Annotated in this window: 13 protein-coding genes; all 13 read right to left on the bottom strand. The window is 57.1% G+C overall.

Features of this window, described 5'->3' with window-relative positions:
- Positions 1-180: 180 nt before the first annotated feature.
- Positions 181-798, bottom strand: coding sequence for a GNAT family N-acetyltransferase (locus tag SR894_RS17250; RefSeq protein WP_246638224.1), 618 nt, complete (start codon positions 796-798; stop codon positions 181-183).
- Positions 782-4,312, bottom strand: a complete 3,531-nt coding sequence (gene tssM / locus SR894_RS17255; RefSeq protein WP_246638223.1) for a type VI secretion system membrane subunit TssM — start codon at positions 4,310-4,312, stop codon at positions 782-784. Before tssM ends, SR894_RS17250 begins: the two co-directional genes overlap by 17 nt.
- Before the next feature lie 177 nt (positions 4,313-4,489).
- Positions 4,490-5,953: a type VI secretion system protein TssA gene (tssA, locus tag SR894_RS17260; protein WP_223288695.1), complete on the bottom strand. Its 1,464-nt coding sequence runs from the start codon at positions 5,951-5,953 to the stop codon at positions 4,490-4,492.
- An 18-nt stretch (positions 5,954-5,971) separates the two neighbouring features.
- Complete coding sequence (gene vasI, locus SR894_RS17265) at positions 5,972-6,565, bottom strand: type VI secretion system-associated protein VasI (protein WP_246638222.1); 594 nt, start codon at positions 6,563-6,565, stop codon at positions 5,972-5,974.
- A 62-nt stretch (positions 6,566-6,627) separates the two neighbouring features.
- Positions 6,628-8,211, bottom strand: a complete 1,584-nt coding sequence (locus SR894_RS17270) for a sigma-54 interaction domain-containing protein (protein ID WP_223288693.1) — start codon at positions 8,209-8,211, stop codon at positions 6,628-6,630.
- 4 nt (positions 8,212-8,215) lie between these two features.
- Positions 8,216-10,837 (bottom strand): type VI secretion system ATPase TssH, encoded by a 2,622-nt coding sequence (gene tssH / locus SR894_RS17275; RefSeq protein ID WP_223288692.1) that lies wholly within the window; start codon positions 10,835-10,837, stop codon positions 8,216-8,218.
- Between the two features lie 8 nt (positions 10,838-10,845).
- On the bottom strand, positions 10,846-11,691 hold the full coding sequence (gene icmH, locus SR894_RS17280) for a type IVB secretion system protein IcmH/DotU (protein ID WP_246638221.1): 846 nt from the start codon (positions 11,689-11,691) through the stop codon (positions 10,846-10,848).
- 3 nt (positions 11,692-11,694) lie between these two features.
- On the bottom strand, positions 11,695-13,029 hold the full coding sequence (gene tssK, locus SR894_RS17285) for a type VI secretion system baseplate subunit TssK (protein WP_133733196.1): 1,335 nt from the start codon (positions 13,027-13,029) through the stop codon (positions 11,695-11,697).
- Entirely contained in the window at positions 13,029-13,568 is a 540-nt protein-coding gene (tssJ, locus tag SR894_RS17290) for a type VI secretion system lipoprotein TssJ (RefSeq protein WP_133733197.1), read from the bottom strand. Before tssJ ends, tssK begins: the two co-directional genes overlap by 1 nt.
- Entirely contained in the window at positions 13,565-15,046 is a 1,482-nt protein-coding gene (tagH, locus tag SR894_RS17295; RefSeq protein ID WP_133733198.1) for a type VI secretion system-associated FHA domain protein TagH, read from the bottom strand. Before tagH ends, tssJ begins: the two co-directional genes overlap by 4 nt.
- 3 nt (positions 15,047-15,049) lie before the next feature.
- Positions 15,050-16,069 carry a type VI secretion system baseplate subunit TssG gene (tssG, locus tag SR894_RS17300; RefSeq protein ID WP_223288691.1) on the bottom strand — a complete coding sequence of 340 codons (1,020 nt, stop codon included), beginning with the start codon at positions 16,067-16,069 and terminating at the stop codon, positions 15,050-15,052.
- Complete coding sequence (gene tssF / locus SR894_RS17305; protein WP_223288690.1) at positions 16,033-17,796, bottom strand: type VI secretion system baseplate subunit TssF; 1,764 nt, start codon at positions 17,794-17,796, stop codon at positions 16,033-16,035. The genes tssG and tssF overlap by 37 nt, the downstream gene beginning before the upstream one ends.
- Before the next feature lie 18 nt (positions 17,797-17,814).
- The gene (gene tssE / locus SR894_RS17310; RefSeq protein WP_022521991.1) at positions 17,815-18,246 is read right to left on the bottom strand and encodes a type VI secretion system baseplate subunit TssE; all 432 of its coding nucleotides are present in this window, start codon (positions 18,244-18,246) and stop codon (positions 17,815-17,817) included.

Consider the following 18,246-nt stretch of genomic DNA (forward strand, 5'->3'; position numbering starts at 1 on the left):
AATGCCAAAAGCGCCTGTTAACAAACAGGCGCTTTTGGTAGACGTGGACAATAGTTATAAGCCTAACGATAGCTGTAGAATGCGGGAAATTCTTTATTGAAAGGTGGTTATATCATTATGGCATAAATAATATTAAAACTGCTCCCAGACCGGTACCATCAGCCACTATGAGAATCCTTTTCACTGTCTCACATCCCACTGAGCGGGCGCTTCGTAGCTCGCTACCTCAAAAGCATCAACGTACATGCGCTGAAATCCCGCCGCTTCCAGGCTTTGAATCGCCGTGTGGCACGCCAGCGGTAGCCGCGTTTGTAGCGGCACACCGCTTAAGCTCAGCCGGGCAGCGGTCAGCAGGCGTGCACCATGGCCGCTGCCTTTCCATTCTTCGCTGATAAAGAAGAAGCGCAGCTGCCAGGCGGCTTCGTCATCGGGTCGGCACGCCAGCACCATCCCCAGCGGCGGGCCATCCCCATGGCGCAGGGCGAGTAAACGCCCCTGCCAGTGCTCAACGTGCTCTTGCTCGCGCTGCAACCACACCTGGCGATGCAGGGTAAATTCCAGCGCGCGACGCAGCGTATCCAGGTAGGCCTTGTCACGCAGTACCCAGGGCGAATGCCCTTTTGCATCGGCACGCTGGACGGCTTCGATAAAACTATCGATATCCCCTTCGCGGGCGTTTTCAAGTGCACGCGAAGATGCTTGGCCATTAACATTAGGGCCGCTATCCGCATGGCCACCTGGGTGGCCATGGGTCGCGCTAGGTGAGGGAGAGAGCCACTGCTTAAGTTTCGTCAGCATAGGGGCCTCGTTCTGCATAGAGTGCTGACGGTAGCTGGAAGCCTGCGGCGGGCGAACGGGTAAAGGGATTGGGGGCGCTATCGGTAAATAGGCGATAACGCATAGCGCCCCCGTCAACGTTGAAACGTAGCTCTAACTCACGCTCATTAACGCTGGTGATGTTGGCCTCTTCCAACAGCCGGAACCAGGCCCAGGCGCCATCGCGGGTCATACTCCGCGGCGAGCGGTTTACCTGGCTGGGCACCATGGTAATGCGGCTATCAGTGCCGCCACGCAGCGTATTAGGCCAAATCATCGATACCCGGCTGCTGGCACTATGGGTGTACTCGATGAGCTGGCCATCGGCGCTGATCACACTGCGCCGCTTGTCGGGGCTTAAGCTGATCGGCTCAAGAGAGAACTCGACGTCTAGCGCACCATCAGGGCCAAAGTAGGCACGGCGAATTTGTTCCGCCTGTGACACGGCGGCAAACACGTTTTCACGCAGTAGCGAATTGCCCTGGGTATCCACCAGTTGCTCAGGCGCACCTTCGATAAAGGGCTGCAAGTTATCCTGATAGAAGTTGTCGAGGATGCCTTCAGGGGCAAAGAAGGCTTCAAAGTCGCTTAGCGAAGCATCCCGGCTTGCACTGGGCACCAGCGGATAGCGCCCGGCTAAACGCTCTTGATAGGGCGCCACTACCTCATCTATCCAGATATTTTCCAGGTGACTGATAGCGCTTGCCATGATGAGCTGCCAGCTTTGATCCGCCAGGCTTTTCAGCATGCCCGCCACCGGCTCGGGAGAGCTGTCAGCGATACGTTGCAGGCGATAAATGGGATCATCGCCGCGCAGCGATAAGCGGTCACGCGCACCGATGAAAGCAGCACGCCCTGGGTCGCTGGCCTCTTCTATATCGAGCAGGTAATCGCGCAACTCCGTCACCGCCGATTTGATCTCCTCCAACGAGGAGGGGTCACCCTCTTGGGCGTTGGAGAGCTTGTTAATCGCGGTAAACTGCTGCTCGATATCGTGAGCAAGCTGATAGCGCGGTGAACGCTGGAGCGCTTCACGGGCTTCCTCGTCATCTTCAGGCAGTTCTGGATAGAGACGGGTATTATGCTCGACCGCTGCTAACAGACGGTCTAGCGGGCGCTCGGCGCTGACCAGCGCGTCGGCGACCACCGCCGCCTGGTGGATGTCCGGCAGGGGCACAAGCTGGGTGTTGCGCAGGGCATCACGCCAACTCACGCGATAGTCACTGACATAATAGTCACGCAAGGCGTCTTGCAACTGCTGACGGTCAGCGTTACTGAAGTTGATGTCTTCGCGCTGATCCAAGACCCACAGGTCAATAAGCGCTAGCTCGGTTGCCCTATCAAGCTGTTGCAGGAAGTGATTTTCGAAGCCACCCCGGGTAACCAGATACGGCAGCTGCACATACGAGGGCTCATCGTTACGCGCCATAAACACCGTGTTGAACATCGACCCCACCTGACGGCGCAAATCGAGAGGGTCTCCGCGACGGCTACTGTCAGCTTTCATGGTGGCGTAGACCCGCTCATCCATCGGCAGGCGTGATAGGTCGTCAATCGCGGCGACTAAGCTGCCGCGTAGTGGCGCCATGGCATATTCAGCGCGCCGATGACCAGCGGCGACCCGGCTTTCCAAATCGCTGTGCTGCAGGGCGTAATCTAAATGCACCAGTAAGCGATCCTGGATTTCACCACGCTGAGGAAAGTCGCCTTGCCAACGTTGAGCCATATAGTCGTGTACACGTTCGGGCTGGCGGCCGCTGGCGTCAGACATCATGCGCAAGATGCGCAGCAGCGCCAGCTTGGCGTTACTGCCCTCCTCTTCGCGATTCATATCATCCATGATGCCCACCATCAACGCCGGTAGGAATTGGTACTCCAACATGGCGAGGTAAGCATTCTCTAACTGGCCACCAATAATGTGGCCTTGATAAAGCCCCATATCAGCCAGGAACGGCGTGTGCGTTCGGTAGCCCTCGAAAGTTTGCATCGCATCGCGCAGGCGATCCAACGGCGCCAGCATTTCGTAGCCCGTTGGGTCGTCGCTCTGAAACTCTTCGGGGTGAGTGGCCAGGAAGGTTTCCGCCCGATGCTCGACGGTGGAAAGCGAGGCCGCGTTTTTCTGATAGAAATGACTCCACCCACCTATCATTACCGCACTCACTAACATGCACGCAACAAGACACGCCTGGCGAGTGCGCTGGCGGCGGCGGGCTACTTTGGCGTTATCACCGGCCAGCCCCGCTTCTGGATAAATGACTTTCTCAAACAGTTCTTCAGTGAAGTACAGGGCGCTGCGCGTCGCACGGTGCGCAGGCTGAACACTTTCGGACATGCCATAACGGCGGGCCGCTGCATCAACGAAAGGATCTTCAGGCACCCCCTGCTGATAAACCGAGGTGAAATACGTGCCGCGTACAATCGCCGCGGTGGAAAAGCGGTCGCTGGAGAGCGCCTCGTTGAGGAAACCGAGCAGCACATCGCGCAGCCCTGCTAGCTGGCGCACAAAGCGAAATACCGATTCCCGTTCTTCCCGGTCGCGGCACTCTGCCAGCATGGTGGGCATTGCGCGGTTAAGGCGCTCCAGCATATTGTCGTAAGCGGCGGCGAACTCTTCTTCCCACTTTCCCGGTGTATCGATGGATTTAGCCGAGAAGGTAAAGCCTAACGGCGCTCGCCGGGCAGCACGGGAGTAATGGCGGAAGAAATCGTCAAAACCGTGCAGCAAATCCATTTTACTGAAGGTGACGTAAACCGGTAACCGGCTGCCGTGGCGCTCCATCAACTCGCGTAGACGGCTGCGTAACAGCGTCGCGTACGCTTTACGAACGGCTACCTGGGCGTGGCTAAGACGGGCTAGATCCAACACAAGCACAACGCCGTCCAGCGGGCGGCGAGGTCGGTTACGCTCTAGCCACTCAGTAAAGTGATCCCATAGGCGGCTATTCAGTTCGACAGGCTCGCCCGTTTCCAGTGCGCCTTGAGTCAATAACTCGCCATCAGGGTCGATGAGTATCGCTTTATCGCCAATCCACCAGTCAAAACCAAAGCGGTTTTTCTTGCTGCTGATGCCAGAGGCTTTCATGACATTGGACAGCGCGAAATTTTGCCCCGAGCGATTGACCAAGCTGGTTTTGCCCGCGTTTTCGACCCCCATGACCAAATACCAGGGAAGACGATAGCGGCTGCTGTCCCCACCGCCAACGCTATCAATGATTTCGGATAGCACGCTGTTCAGCGAGGTTTCCTGCTGGTCGATACTTTCCTGGATGGGGTCCGACTGCAGCGACTCCCTATCCTGCGCGAGCTCATCGGCTTCGCGCAGTCGACGGGAAAGCCGAACGCCCCAAATCACCGCCACTAACGTTACCAGCGCCAAGGTGGCCAGTAACCGATTGACCCAGGGGCCTAATGGGTAGCTGTCTCGCACTTCCCAGCTAGGCCCTAACCACCAGATAGCCACTAACAGAAGCACGATGCCCACAGCCCACATGGCCATGGAAAACCGCCCCAGTCCTTTGACTCTGTTAGCCTGCGCCTTGGCGCGATTATGCGTGCTCTGTGCACGTGAAAAGCCGGGCACCCAGCGGCTCAGCCTTGATTTCAATGTTCCCCACATGAGCCTTTAATCCTCGTCCCTAGTGATAAAGTCGATCATCGTTGCCATACCCTGAGGTCATGTCCTAAGCGATGCCTGAAGCCGCGAAACCAGCGCTGGTTCCCACTGCTCTAAATCAAGTTCACTAACAGTTTGGTGCAGCGTGCTGTAGTGCTGCTGGGCGAGTGTTTCTAGCCCCGCCTCCTGCAGCAAATCAGCGCTGGCCAAGCGCCAGTACGTGCTCTCGCGCAAGGAGCGTGCCGACGCTAACCCCTGGTCAAGCACCTGCAAGGCAGGCCCTAACCCTTCACTCCCTATATATCCACGCGCTTCCTCTAACCCCGCGTGCCATGCTTCACCGCCACCGGCGCCGTCATTTGCGCCGCTGCCCGCGCCGCTATACAGCCACTGCTGCGTTTCCTTATCTAAAAAAGGCGAGCCATCGTTAAACGTTAACGACTCAATACCGGGGAGCCTTTCCACGAACCGCACCGACTCATCGCGAATAGCCTCAGCGCAGCGCGGCCGCCCTAGGCGCTTGGCCAGCTCGGCACTCAAGCGGTGTCCTTCTAGCCAGTAGGGGCTGACCGCAACGCTTTTCTCTATGCGCTGCCAAAGCGCTTCGTCACCGCCCCGGGAAAGCGCCTCTCGATAATCCGCTACCCGATCAGCAGCCACGGGGGCTAACTCGGTACGCCCCCCTTCCCGTGCAGCAGGTAACGCCTGGATGGCGCTCCAGATGGCATAGCGACGCAAGCGGTATGCCAGCGGCTCGCCCGGGTTTTGCTCGTTTAGAAAATCGGCCATTTTGAGCAGAGACTGGCGGTTGGCGCGCTCATTGCCCGCCTCCAGACGCAGTTCGGGGACTTTTGCCCCACCGGGCTGCTCAACCTTTTCAGCACCGTTGGAGGAAGAAGACGCGGCCGTCCGTGCATCGCTACCGGAAGCGTCGCCGCCTTGAGAAGCCGATGCAGCACGGTTTTGATTAGGCTGCTTTTCATCCAGCAGGCGCATCAGCTCGTCAAGTGAGTCAGCGGGTAACTGCTTGTCCGCGGCTAACGTTTGCAGTTTTTCCAACGATTGGCGGCAGGCCAGAAACTCATCCTCGGCATTGTGGAAGTCGAGGCCTGCGGCAAGCTTCAGCGTGCGTTGGGTAAATTGCTGGAACAGCCTGGGCCGCAACTTAGCCCCACGTGCGCCATTGAAGGGGTATGCCAACGCCCACCAGGCTTCAAGGCAGCCGGTCAGCAGCCTTAGGGAAAGCGCGAAACGCACGCCATTGCCTTCATGCTGCAGGCAGTGCAGCAAGTGTCCCAACACCTTTAGGTCTTTGCCTTTGTGGCTGAGCATAGTGATTGCTAATGCTTCTGCCGTATCCCAATCGACGTCTTGGTGCTGCAATGAACCGACTTTCATCATTTCAGCTTCAAGACGCAGGTAGTCGGCGCTGTCCTCCAGCACGACGCCGATCTCCTCGCCTTGCTCATTGGCGGGCAGAGGCGCTAGCAGGGGTTCAAGGTGGCTATCCGCCGTTATACGCATCACGAACTCCTCTACCCACTACCAGCGACAGGCGCTGCGAAGCGGTTGAATTTGCTGACGCAGTCCTGATACATCAAAACGCAGCCCGTCCAGTGCCGCTGCGTCGCTACTCAACACAAGCTCGTTGGCGCTCAATAATTGCCGCAGCGTTTCAATGGCGGGCAGGCCGCGCCCACCGCTTACCACGTGGCCGTCATCACGCACTCGCCACTGTTGAGAGACATCACGCCCATCCGCGACGACCCGCAACGACACGCGGGGGGTATCCAAGGCATTGGGCAGGTGCACCTGGAAACGGGTAATTAGCTTCTCGCAGGCCAGTACCAAAACAGGCCGTGGAGGCGTTGTGCCCCGTGCGGGCACCGTCATTAATACCTGGCTTCCCTCAGCGCTGACTATCAGGCCAAAGTCATCGGGATTGCGTTTCTCCTCTTGGCTGACCACTGCGTGCCAAAGTGGCGGCAGTTCAGCGCTATCACTCGGTGTGCTCTGCTCGTCCAGGAACAGATTGTCGTAGCATCCCAGGCGATCCAAACGCGAGCTTTCTTGGCCGCACTGATGCGCCTGTTCCAATACAGCTGCGCTATCCTCTGCTTGTAGTGCGCTGCTCATGCTTAATAGCCAAAGGCAAATCAATAGCCTGTGCTGCCATCGGCAACTTACGAATGTCACGTTCATTTAGCATCCAGTTCTAGCAATTGGCATTTATGGGAGAGCGTTCGCTTGGGTATTCCCAGGCTCTCTGCTGCAAGGGCACGATTCCCGCCGTAGTAAAGCAATCGCTGGCTAATCAGTTGCGCTTCATAATCGCGAACCGCTTGGCGCAGATCATGGATCTTACTCAGCGTGGCGCTGGTTTCTGGTGTCGCTGAATCAGCACCACTGGCGGTATCGCTGGGCAGGAGCAAGGCTTCAATATCACCACCGGCAGGGGTCATGGCGCAGGCATAATCGATCAAGTTTTTGAGCTCGCGCACGTTGCCGGGGTAATCACGCTCTTTTAGCTGCCGCAACGCGGCAGGTGTGATGCCCATCTCACTGCGTTCTTCCCGGGCACAGAAATCAGCAACAAAGTGCTCGGCCAGAAAGGCGATGTCTTCACGCCGTGCCGACAGTGAAGGCAGTGAAAGCGGGAATTGGCCTAAGCGATAGTAGAGGTCAGCGCGAAACCGCTGCTGTTTGATCTGCTCGCGTAGCGGCTGGTGGGTAGCCGCTATCAGACGCAGGTCTGCACAGCGTTCTTCATTCGACCCTAGGGGCCGATAACGGCCGCTCTCCAGTACCCTGAGCAGTTTGGCTTGCAGCGCTAGCGGCATATCGCCGATTTCATCCAGAAACAGCGTACCGCCATCGGCTTGGGCGATGAGCCCTTCCCTGGCCTGGTCAGCGCCTGAAAACGCCCCTTTAGAGTGGCCGAACAGCTCCGACTCCAGCAGCGACTCGGGAATCGCGGCACAGTTAATCGCCATAAACGGCGCCTTGGCGCGTGCCGAGAAACGGTGAATCGCTCTCGCCACGACGTCTTTGCCGGTGCCGGTTTCGCCCTGCAGTAGCACCGCTAAATTGGTTTCGGCCGCACGAATCACCTGCTGCCGAAGCTCTTGCATGGCAATGGAGTTACCCAGCAAATCACTCGCCAGCTTGGCCGCTAACCCCTGGCGCCGGGTGTTGTCGTTGAGCTTGGCTAACGAGTCACGCAATACTGCTGATTTCTGTCGCTCTCCCTGACTACTTGCCAGGCGCGACCACAACCGGCACAACAGGGCCTCAAAAGCGACAAAATCGCTACACTCCATAAGTTTCGTCAAGGTTGCCGCTTCTGTGACGAAGGCCAGCACGCCTAGCCACTCACGGGAACTGTCCTGGAGTCGTAACGGCCTCACGTGTAGCCGCAAATCACCGCTAAGGGAGGCTATTTGGGCTTGAAAACCGGGATGATCAAGCCGGGTACGCGCCTCCCCCACGCCCAGTGTCACCGGTTTACCGGTGCGGATGGCATGGGCGTAGGGGTGACTAAACTCATCACAGTTGAAGCGCGCCTCACTATTATCACGGCCCACCCAGCGACCGCTGCTGTCTAGATAGAGGCACTCTACCCACGCCAGACCCAGGCTATTACCCAGCAGTTGGCGGCTGCGTAAACGCAGCTCCCGTGGAGTGGTACTTTCAACCAGCGCAAGCGCCATGGGCATAGCCGCCAGCCCGGCTAAAGGCTGTGCATCGCTAGCGGAGCGCTGGTCAAGAGCCTTTACCTGCATGGCGCTATGCCACCTCCGCAGTAAAGACGCCGCTGTCGGCATCCGTGCCCAGCACTACCCGGCTGACGTTCTCGCGCCGCGCCATACGCTCAAGCAGGGCACGGGAAAGCGGCGGCAGCAGTTCACCATCGATCACCGACTCCAGCATCCGCGCGCCGTTTTCACTCCGCGTCGCACGTTTGCAAATTGCCTCGGCCAGGCTGTCATCCAGCACCACTTCGGCATGGCGATGGCGCTCACGGATGCGTGTTGCCAAGGTATCCAGCTTGGCCTTGACGATGTCGCGCAGGGTATCGCCGTTCAGCGGCAAGTAAGGCACTACTTCCATACGCGCTAATAGCGCCGGTTTGAAGAACTCAGCCAGCACCGGGTAGAGCGCGGCATCCAGCGCCGCGGGGTCATCGCCATAGCTAACGATGGCTTCGTAGCCCAGGTTAGAGGTCAGGAAAAACAGCACGTTTTTGCAATCGATCACGCGCCCTTCCCCGTCGGCCAGTTCGCCTTTATCAAACGCTTGGTAGAAGAGGTTAAGCACATCGGGATGGGCTTTTTCGACTTCGTCCAGCAGCACCACCGAGTAAGGGCGCTGGCGGATCGCTTCGGTGAGTAGCCCGCCTTCCCCAAACCCTACATACCCCGGCGGCGAACCAATCAGACGTGAAACCGTGTGCTTCTCTTGGTATTCCGACATATTGATCGTGGTAAGAAACTGACGACCGCCATACAGCTGGTCGGCGATTTGCACCACGGTTTCGGTTTTACCCACGCCGCTGGGGCCTACCAGCAGAAATGCGCCCAATGGCCGCCCCGGGCGGCGCAGATCCGCACGCGCGGTTAGCAAGTGGCGATGGATACGCTCAATGGCACTGCCCTGCCCCTGGATTAGCGCATCCAGATGGGTCGGCAGTTCGGTGAGCCGGGTTAGCTCGTCGCTGGTCATGCGCTCGACCGGCACACCGGTCCAATCGCCAATCACCTGAGCAATTTGCGCCTCTTCAACGCTAGGATTAACCAGTGCAAACGTCTCTTGCAGCTGGGCCAACTGCTGCTCCCGTTCGGCGAGTTCTTGATGAACGCCCTCGGGAAGTTGATCAACGGCATCGCCCTCCGTTGCCTCTAGCAGCTGGCGATGTAGCGCCACAATGGCATCGACGCATTCGCGCTGCGCTTGCCAGGCGGCTTCCAGGCTTGCCAACTCCTCTTCCAGCTTGGCTAAACGTTCGGTTAAGTCGTGGTGGCGCTCGCTATCGGGTTCACGCCCCAGCAGACGTTCACGCTCGACCTGGTCACGCTCACGTAGCGCGGCGATATGCTCACTCTGTAAGTGGCTTAGCTTACGGGGCGGGGTATCCAGGGCCTGCGCCAATCGGGTACAGGCGGTATCCAACACATCAATGGCCTTATCGGGCAGTTGCCGACCGGCCAGGTAACGGGCAGAAAGCGCAGCAGCAGCACGCAGGCCGCTGTCGCCGATCAGCACGCCATGGGCGCGCTCATACACATCCCGCAAACCGCGCAGGATGACCAGCGCTTGCTCAACGCTTGGCTCGGAAAGCGCAATGGGCTGGAAACGCCGCGAGAGTGCCGGGTCTTTTTCAAAGTACTTTTTGTACTCACGCCAGGTAGTAGCGGCGATAGTACGCAGTTCCCCACGGGCCAGGGCAGGCTTGAGCAAGTTGGCCGCGTCACCGCCGCCTTCCTGGTTACCAGCACCGATCAGCGTGTGCGCTTCATCTATAAATAACAGCGTAGGGCGCGGAGCATTTTTGACTTCGTCAATCACCGCTTTCAGGCGCTTCTCAAACTCGCCTTTCACCGCGGCACCGGCTTGCAGCGCACCTAGGTCAAGGGTCAGCAGCTCAACATCTGCCAGCGCAGCGGGTACCTGCCCAGCCACAATGCGTGCCGCTAAACCTTCTACCACTGCACTTTTACCCACCCCGGCATCGCCAATTACAATGGGGTTGTTTTTGCGCCGACGCCCCAGGATATCGAGCATTTGGTCGATTTCCGGGTCACGCCCAAGGACAGGGTCAAGCTCACCATTGCGCGCCTGTTCGGTCAGCGAGGTAGCAAAACGGGCAAGCGCACTGTCATCGCCAGCAGGCTGGGCAGTTTGGCGTTGTTTAGCGTCGGCACCGTCCCGAGGCGCTTCGGCTGAATCGGCCGTAAGACGCTCCAAGTGGCGGCGTAGGTTTTCGCGATTGATCTCTTCCAGCAGCGCCGTGCTCTTCGGCCCTAAGTAACGCGGGGCGTTGTGCAGTAGCGCCGTGAAAAGCACGCCGCTGCGAAGCGCTTGATGTCCGTACTCGGTGGCCGCTAGTAACCACGCGTCCTGCAGCAGCTCTACTAATAACGGCGAAAAGCTGGGTGTCGATACCTCAAGGTCACGCGGCGGACGGCTCTCCTCAGCCATTCTTGCGCGCAGCTCCTCGACATCAATATCAAGCGTTTCCAACAGTAAGCGCACATCACATAGCGGCTGGTCGACCAGCGCCAGCAGCAGGTGACCGGTGGTCACCTCCGGTGCTTGCTGCTCTGCGCACAGCACGGCGGCCTGCTCGAGGCCATGACGAGAAATTCCATTCAGTCGACTAATAAGCGCCGGTAGCTCTACCCTAAGCATGCTATCTCCTAACGATAAATCTGATCGAGTAAAGCTCTGACTTGCTCAGCCTGCTGATCCAGCGACCAAGAAAGCCCCAAATAAATACCCACCAACGTAACGCCGAACAGAGCAAAGATGGCCCACAGCGGTAACCCCTCATGCATTCCTTTGCCACGCCCTTTCACCACATGCCTAAGTGGCTGGGTCAGCATCTCGTCTGGCGGCTCATCAAGTGACGCCAGTTGATCGCCAAGCGCGCGTACAATTTGTTCGTACTCTTCACGACCGTGGGTTTTTACCCGGTAGCGCCCCTCAAACCCAAGGCACAGGCACAAATAGATAAAGGCCAGCATGTCGCGATAGCGATGAGGCTCTTGCTGCAGCCGCGCGAGGATAGAGAAGACTTTTTCGCCCCCCCAGGTTTCATTATGAAACCTCGCCAGCAGTGAGTGCTCGGCCCACACGCTCTGGCGACCCCAGGGCATGCCCATCACGGTTTCATCGATAAACGAGCAAAGCACATAGCGGAAGGCGAGCAGTGTCGGGCGGTCATACCCCTGCTCGGTTAGTTCAATTTCGATGGAGGCAATTTCGTCCACCACCTGGCGATATAAGCGCTCGATATCATCAGCGCCGTCCACCTGACGGACGCGCACCGCCATGCCCAGCAGGCTGCTCGAGGCATCGACCAGCGGGTTTAAGTTGTGCCCGCGCAGTCGAAACCAGTAGTCCTCGTCAGCATTCAGGTGCTGGGCATGGCTATGCACCAACTGCTCAACGCCGCTGTCTTTTATATGATCTTCATGGCGAACCGGCCCACCCATCGGGTAGTCGTTTTTGGCGTCATCTTGATGCGTGGCAATATCTTGCATGGCTTAACTCCTGATCGCCCAAAACTGCATCTCCAACCCGGGAAATTCGCCCGCCACGTGGAAGGCAAAACCGCTTGCGCCATCCAGCATTCCCCAGGCTTCGCTTTGTCGGCTGAGTTGGAAGTAGGTATAGCCCGCGTGATAAGGCAGTTCGCGGGGGGCCACTGGAAGTGGATCCAAAGGCACACCCGGTAATTGCAGGCTAATAAGGTCGCGAATACGCTCGACGCTGGCCACTTTGGTTTGCTGTAGAAACTGCTTACGCAGGCGCTCGTTAGGCATATCGGCGCGCACTGCCAAAATGAATTCGGCTGTTTCGAACAGGCTGGTATCCGAAAGCGGCGCCACCAGTAAGCCAAATTTCCGTGCCTGTATCTGAATGGCGATAGCGCGGGGTTCAAGCACGGTGGAGAGAGCTTGGCGCATCATCTGCATCAAGGGCCGGAATCCACGCTCGGGATGCTCATGGTCATAAGCAGGGCACTCAGGCGGCAAACGCGACTCATCGGTAAACGTCACCAACTCACTAGCGATTTCATACATGGTGTCGTAGAGCCGCTCCGGGTGAACTTGCCCCAAGCGTGACAGATGCTGAAACCGTGGCTGGGCGCGGTTCAGTAGTTGTAACAGCATGAAATCGGTCACGTCGGCAACGCCTGCCTGATTAGGCGTCGACAGCCGCTGAGCAATATTGCGCGCCCGCTCCCGCATCAAACCGGCCATCTCACCCACAAACCGCTGCAGGCTTGGCGCTGCTTGCACGTTCATTAAGGTGGGGATGAATTGCTCATCCAGTACCAAGCTACCGTCGGGGCGGCGCTCTAGAATGCGCGTAACGGCCAAGCAGGCATAACCACTGCGGTCTTCTTGCTCTAATAACAAGCGCGGTGAAACGCGCGCCACGTCCAGGTCGGCCATATCACCGTCGCGGGAGTGCAGGTCACGCACGCTGCGCGGCGAAAGGCGATAACGTGCGGGCAGTTCGTCATCGGGCCAGCGCACTTCCCCGACGCTATCCGTGGCTAGCGGCAAGCCTAAATACACCACCTGGTTAGTAATGCCCGCATCAACAACTTCCAGCGCAGAGGGCTCTAAATCATCCTCAGGCAATTGGAAGGCAACGCCATCAGGCATGACACCGCTCGCCCGGCTAATCGCAATCCGGCCAAAGCTTAAAAACTCTTTGTTCAACTCCAGGGTCAAAAATCCGTACAGATAGTGACTAACCCCTTTAAGCCGCGTATCAATCAACCCTTCGAGGCTGCGCTGCTGCTGTTGAAAGTGCTGCGGCTTGATAAATAGCCCTTCACTCCATACCACGCGATTGCGACTGGCCATCACTCTTCCTTCCTTAGTTCTACTTCACTGTTGCGCAGATGAACCAGCAAGTGATAATTCTCTGAACTGGCTTTCACTTTGACGACTTTCTTCCACTCCGCCTCGTTTGGCTCAGCGTAGAACGCAATCAAACCGATGTAGCGCGTGTCCTCTTCAATGGCGAAGGGTTCGTAGAATTTCCACTGGCCAGGTAGCAAGGTGAAGTCGTCATGGGCCAGATAGTTCGTGCCCAATGCCGCCTCCATATCCTCCCTTAACTGATCCATGTCAGCTGCCATTAGCATGGAGTCATCTTTAAGCTGCAAAATTTGAAAGCGCAGCGGCGTCCCCTCGCCATCGATGTTCGGGTTCACATCGGGCTCTGCGACCATGCTTAGATCTACCAGCGTGGGCTGATCTTCCGGATAGCCCACCGGTATCGAGGGGTCTAGCATGACTTCCCAGGCTTTACCGGCTGCTTCACGGGTCGAGGCACAGCCCGTGATTGACAGCAGCACTAAAAGCAACCCAACAAGCCCGAGGCTCTTGGCCTTGCTCATGCGTCCTCCCGCTGCTGGCGACGAACAGATTGGTCATACGCCTGCTCGAAGACTTCCCAGAACAGTTTTTGGAAACCTAGCTGGCGGCCTGAGTTAAGCTCGTGGTAGTAATGGCGGTACATTTCCCAGGCCCAGCCGTTTTCATCTTCAATGCGGGTTCCTGCCCCCCGATATGCATGGAAACGTTTGAGCAGCGCTTCAGGTGAAAAGGCGTCCAAAATAGCGGTTAGGGCGTACTCGATGGCTTCCTCAACTGCCGCTTGGTGATGGCCTTGATGACGAAGGCACTCCCCCACCGCTTCCGGCGCCGAAAGGTGAACCGGGCTACGCTGGGCCGAAAACATTGTCTCGACAGTGGCCTCGTAAGCCTGGCCAAGGCGCAGGGGGTTATCTTCGATAGGCTGTAAACGACGATCGCGGAGAGGGTATTTGCTATCGTTTTGGGTTTGCTGCAGTGCACGTAAGCCATTAATAGCAGCCCGTAACGTATGGCCCGCTTCTTCAAGAAACGCCTGCTGCTCTTCGCTATCACGGAAGGGAATGTCGATATCCAACCCTCTTAATAGCGGGTCGGCCCCCACATGGCCAAGGGAACGGCCACTAGGCTTTTGCCAGCGATCCTCTAACTGCTCGCCAACGGAACGTTCGAGGTCATCTATTGCCCGCTCATCCATGCTACTGCTCCTCTCTGTCTGGTTGCCTGCTGTATAGCCGTTTGGCGAATGACTGCTTGGTGAATAGCCGCTTGTTGAATAACCGCTTGGTGAATAGCTGTCCGGTGAATGGCTGCCTGGCTTGCGTTTGATCGCTGGCATGCGAACAGCGCCTTCGCGCCGCTCTTGCTGGTCACGCCCCACACTTCCTTCCACGCGCCGCTCGGAACCCAGCAATTCGGGCATCTCTTCAACGGATTCGGAAAGCTGAGCATTGGCAGAACGAGGGTCGAGAGCAGCCATTGGGTCTTCATGCCCCACTCCACGCACTACCCCGCCAAGTGCCTCCATGGGATCTTCTTTTTTGGCGGCTTCCGCACGTAGCGGCTGGTCTTCTTGAACCAACGGACGGCCATACGCATCTACAGCTTCCTGCTCTTCATTGACTAACGAAGCCAGAGGTTGAGCGCCGGGTTGAGTACTCTGCCGGTCACCTAAATGCACCTTTAGGCGGTACTCGCCGACTAGCACTTCATCGCCCTCGCTCAAAGCGACCTTGCGGTTTCGGCCAATCGGTAGAGTGGCGCGATTGATAAAGGTGTGCCCGCTGCTATCAATCAGGCAGAATTTGCCGTCAATTTTGCTCACTTGGGCATGCTGCGGGCGAATGCGGCCGGCGTGATCTTGCAATAACCAGTCATCATCGGTTGAGCAGCCCAGGGTGCCGCCGATTTCATGAAAGACATGACTGCTTGTTGAACGGCCTTCTAGGCGCTCACTATTGGCAATGACCAGCGTTACAGCGGAAATTGGGTTGGCGTTCATTGTTTAACCTGTCATCTGAATACGCACTCGGCGGCGTTTTGAGGCGCTGCCGGACTCGGGATTAACAAAGGTGGTCCAGCCGAGCTGGCAGGTGCCAGCATCGCCTAACTGCATCGGTTTTACGGCGCTGGGTAACAGCTCTAGCTCGAGGTCGTAGGCCAACGGCTCGCGTAGCACAAATTCAACCAAGGTGCGCAATGGAGCATGCTCCCTGCCATCGGGTAGGAAGTCGCGAAAACGCTCCAAGGTAAGGCCAAATAAACCCAGCACGAATTTGCCGTTAACATCAGCAACGCGCTCACCGGCCACTACATCGCTGCCTAAGGTCATTGCTGCCATACCGCTTCGGCTGCGTTGATCCATCGGAATCTGAACCCAGCGATGTACCCACTCTTCAATCTGCACATCATCAAGGTCAAAGCAGTGCCCGACGATGCTGCAGACGACCTCGGGTGAACGCGAACGGCCTGCCAGCAAACCGGCATAAGCCAGCATCTTGCTCCAGTTGATAGGCGTCTCAACGCGCAGGTCACTGTCCGCCAATCCCACCAAAGCAAAAATGGCCGCCGAAAATCCATCGCTAGCGCCATCCTGATAGCGGATGTAGTGGCGATATTTACGCCAACTGCGGTGCACTAACGCCAGTAAGCGGTTATTGAAAAAATCCAGGAAATCGCCTGCAACACCGTCGTGGTGGGCGGCCTCATGCGCTAATGTTTCAAGGTAATAGCTGGGCAACGGCGACTGAGAGCCCTGCAGGCCCAAGAAGCTAACTTCCAGCTCATAATGGCCCTCAGGCTGAAAAGCCAGTGAGAGCACATCACTGCTGGGAAAGCCTAGTGACGCGGAGGCGCTGTAGCGCACACGCTCAAAAGCGGGCGCGCCTCGCTGGCCACACTCAAGGTCATCGCCGTGATGACGATGCAGAAGCTCTACTAGTTGATAAAAATCGTAACGCCGCGCCTTTGCCATCAAAGGGGCAAGCGCTACATCAGAGGCTGTTGCCCCGACTGTAAGGTCCATTTGTAGCGCTCGTGATTTTGACGGTTAATAACATGCAGCTCATGAAACGAGTTGATACTGGCGTACAGAGAGAAGAACCGCGCCAGCACACTGCCAAATAAATACAGACTCCCTTCGTCGCCAAAGGCATCTTGATCTAGCGTCATTACCGAACGCAGACCACGAATGGGCAGTCCTTTTTTCAGCCGATCAATGGGTTGGGTTTCAATGCTAACAATGCCTGCCAGTCGCTTTTGAGCCACTCGCTCGGCCTGCCTATCGACTAAGGCACGGAAATCGTAAGCACGCAGCACAGAACACAGCGCATCACGCTCCAGTAGCGATAAGTAGTTAAGCGATAGATTAGAAATCAGTGTCCATAGCAAACTGCCGTCCAGCGTGGGGCGCAACACTGGCGTGGGGCGGGTGATATTGCGAAACATGGCATAAGAGGGGCTCTCTTCCGTTGAGTAGCAAATATCGCCTACTGTCAATCGCTCAGGCAGCTCACGGTTACTACACGTCAATCCGAGCGAGACGGTTTCGGACATACCTATGTAGCTGCGCTCATCGCCACGCACAAAGGAGATGTCGTGATCAAACCCGTCCCCACGCAAGCTGTCGCGCACGCGTAGCCGGTAATAGGAGGCATCGTTGCCACGGTCTCTCTTGACCTGGTGTTGAAAGCTTTCAAAAGGCACATATTCACGCGGCGTACCACGCCCCTTACCGTTCTCGCTCTCTAACCAGCCCTCGACCTTATCGACGCTAAAAATTTCATAGTGTCCGGGAGATCGACTATTGGGATGAATGCGGTATTCACTGCGCTCACCGCTAACATCGACAGGTTCTGCATCATGAGAGAACAGGTTGATCGCCGGCGAGCAATACAAAGCAAAATGCTCGTCTTTCACCCTCGCGTCGGTCGGTAAGGTACGCTCAAACTCTAGGCGCAAAATAATCTTGTCTGCGGAAATGGCAGGCAAGTGTTGGTTCAGAGCGGTTACATCAAAGAAGTGGAAAGCTTCAGGAAAACACAGATATTCCTGCAGTATCCGATACCCTTGATACACATTCCGCGGGTAGGGTAGGAGCGCATGGTGACGGTCAAATCCCACCGGCTGCAGCAACTGCTTGGGCAGGGGCAACCGCTTACCATCAATTTCCAGCTCCACACGGGCTAAGTAATGGCTCATCCACAGGTAAAGCGTGCGCGCTGTATAAGCGTCTCCCCCCAGGTGCAAACGCAATGTATCAATCCCCATCGCGCTGAGGGGCTGATCGCTATGTACATCAAGCGCCAACTCAACAATCGAGGCATCGCGTGTATGGCGTGCCTCAACCCCCGCATGCTCCAGCGGATAGAGCGTCACGTCATGACAAGTGCGGAACATGCAGGTAGTGCCGTCCACTGGCTTACTGGCTAATTCCGTACCCCGCTCCAGGAGCTGGTGGGTACTCAGCGCATGCCACGTAGGGGTAAATTGCACCACCGTCATGCTAGGCACCGGGCGCAAATAGTTCGGCCATAGCATGCTGATCAGCGAATGGGTAAGTTCAGGGAACTCATCCTCCACTTTTTCACGCATGCGGCCGGTTAGAAAGGCAAAGCCTTCTAGTAGACGTTCAACATCAGGATCGGTACTACGCTCAGACAAGAAGCGACTCAGGCCGGGGTTGCCCTCCGCAAATTCTCGCCCTTGGCGCTTCAGAAAATTGAGCTCGTCCCGGTAATAGCGATTTAGCATTCGGGCCTCGCAAGCCTATCAGTTAAGACACTGATAGCGCTTATTATTGAGCAATAAGTCGATCGTGGCGTGGGCGTTATCTCGCCCTAACGCTACGGTGGCATGTACTTGAAAATGCAGTTGTAAGGGGTCGCCATTATTGGGTAATGACTCAACTTCAACGTGCTGAACCCGCGGCTCAAAGCGTTCGATGCATTGCCGAATGGCGCGCTGGATATTCAGCTCTAAATCCAGCACTCCGATCGTTGCATCATTGAAGTCCAGCAACCCCAACTCAGGCTCACAGGCGCTATTGCCCGGATGACTGTTGAGCAACTCCACTAAGTGGCGTTTGATCGACTCAACAGTTTCCGCCAGCCTTTCATCCTCCCCATGCGCTAACGGCTGTTCAGGCATCGCAAGACGCTCAAACAGACGGCTACCTAGCAGGCTGCCATGGTTAATAGCCAT

Origin of the sequence: Vreelandella neptunia (assembly GCF_034479615.1) — a bacterium.
In the GTDB taxonomy this organism is placed as follows: Bacteria; Pseudomonadota; Gammaproteobacteria; order Pseudomonadales; family Halomonadaceae; genus Vreelandella; species Vreelandella neptunia.

Bases quoted from the DNA above. Each gene is read 5' to 3' on its own strand.
- SR894_RS17250 (WP_246638224.1), bottom strand. From the start codon at position 798: ATGCTGACGAAACTTAAGCAGTGGCTCTCTCCCTCACCTAGCGCGACC.
- tssM (WP_246638223.1), bottom strand. From the start codon at position 4,312: ATGGCCATGTGGGCTGTGGGCATCGTGCTTCTGTTAGTGGCTATCTGG.
- tssA (WP_223288695.1), bottom strand. From the start codon at position 5,953: ATGCGTATAACGGCGGATAGCCACCTTGAACCCCTGCTAGCGCCTCTG.
- vasI (WP_246638222.1), bottom strand. From the start codon at position 6,565: ATGAGCAGCGCACTACAAGCAGAGGATAGCGCAGCTGTATTGGAACAG.
- SR894_RS17270 (WP_223288693.1), bottom strand. From the start codon at position 8,211: ATGCAGGTAAAGGCTCTTGACCAGCGCTCCGCTAGCGATGCACAGCCT.
- tssH (WP_223288692.1), bottom strand. From the start codon at position 10,837: ATGCTTAGGGTAGAGCTACCGGCGCTTATTAGTCGACTGAATGGAATT.
- icmH (WP_246638221.1), bottom strand. From the start codon at position 11,691: ATGCAAGATATTGCCACGCATCAAGATGACGCCAAAAACGACTACCCG.
- tssK (WP_133733196.1), bottom strand. From the start codon at position 13,029: ATGGCCAGTCGCAATCGCGTGGTATGGAGTGAAGGGCTATTTATCAAG.
- tssJ (WP_133733197.1), bottom strand. From the start codon at position 13,568: ATGAGCAAGGCCAAGAGCCTCGGGCTTGTTGGGTTGCTTTTAGTGCTG.
- tagH (WP_133733198.1), bottom strand. From the start codon at position 15,046: ATGAACGCCAACCCAATTTCCGCTGTAACGCTGGTCATTGCCAATAGT.
- tssG (WP_223288691.1), bottom strand. From the start codon at position 16,069: ATGGACCTTACAGTCGGGGCAACAGCCTCTGATGTAGCGCTTGCCCCT.
- tssF (WP_223288690.1), bottom strand. From the start codon at position 17,796: ATGCTAAATCGCTATTACCGGGACGAGCTCAATTTTCTGAAGCGCCAA.
- tssE (WP_022521991.1), bottom strand. From the start codon at position 18,246: ATGGCTATTAACCATGGCAGCCTGCTAGGTAGCCGTCTGTTTGAGCGT.